Origin of the sequence: Microbacterium sp. CPCC 204701 (assembly GCF_004010105.1) — a bacterium.
Lineage (GTDB): Bacteria > Actinomycetota > Actinomycetes > Actinomycetales > Microbacteriaceae > Microbacterium.
In genome coordinates, this window is record NZ_RRYE01000605.1 from 1 (window position 1) to 1181 (window position 1181).

The window sequence follows — 1181 nt, forward strand, 5'->3', positions numbered from 1 at the left end:
AGCGCGAGCTCGAGCGCCAGCGCGGTTACCTCGAGATGATCGCCTCCGAGAACTTCGTGCCCGTCTCGGTGCTCCAGTCGCAGGGCTCCGTGCTCACCAACAAGTACGCCGAGGGGTACCCCGGCCGCCGGTACTACGGCGGCTGCGAAGAGGTCGACGTCGCCGAGGAGCTCGCGATCCTGCGGGCCAAGGCGCTGTTCGGCGCCGAGTTCGCCAACGTCCAGCCCCACTCCGGCGCGACCGCCAACGCCGCGGTGCTGCACGCGATCGCGCGACCCGGCGACACGCTGCTCGGCCTCTCGCTCGACCAGGGCGGGCACCTCACGCACGGCATGAAGATCAACTTCTCGGGCCGCCTCTACGACATCGTCGCGTACGGCGTCGACCCCGAGACCTCCGCCATCGACATGGACGAGGTCGCGCGGCTCGCGCACGAGCACCGGCCGAAGGTCATCATCGCCGGCTGGTCGGCCTACCCGCGGCAGCTCGACTTCGCGCGCTTCCGCGAGATCGCCGACGAGGTCGGCGCCTACCTGTGGGTCGACATGGCGCACTTCGCCGGCCTCGTGGCGGCGGGGCTGCACCCTAACCCTGTGCCCCATGCCCACGTCGTCTCCTCTACGGTGCACAAGACGATCGGCGGCCCCCGCTCGGGCTTCATCCTCACCAACGACGCCGACCTCGCCAAGAAGATCAACACGGCGGTGTTCCCCGGGCAGCAGGGCGGCCCGCTCATGCACGTGATCGCCGCGAAGGCCACGGCGTTCAAGCTCGCCGGCACGCCCGAGTTCAAGGAGCGTCAGGAGCGCGTGGTCCGCGGCGCGCACATCATCGCCGAGCGGCTGTCGCAGCAGGACGTGACCGATGCCGGCATCTCGGTGCGCTCCGGCGGCACCGACGTGCACCTGGTGCTGGTCGACCTGCGCAACGCGGCGATCGACGGCAAGCAGGCCGAGGACCTCCTGCACGAGATCCACATCACGGTGAACCGCAACGCGGTGCCCGACGACCCGCGCCCGCCGATGGTGACGTCGGGGCTGCGCATCGGCACCCCCGCGCTCGCGACGCGCGGCTTCGGCGACGCCGAGTTCGCCGAGGTGGCCGACATCATCGCCCTCGCACTGCAGCCCGGCGCCGACCTCACGGGGCTGCGCACGCGCGTGGCGGCGCTGACCGCGGCG

1 protein-coding gene is annotated in these 1181 nt (G+C 71.4%); it reads left to right on the top strand.

Translation table 11 applies throughout. The annotated features are described in order from the left end of the window. On the top strand, nucleotides 1–1181 hold a 1181-nt coding region (glyA, locus tag EIO58_RS18255), incomplete at both ends, for a serine hydroxymethyltransferase (RefSeq protein WP_164861882.1).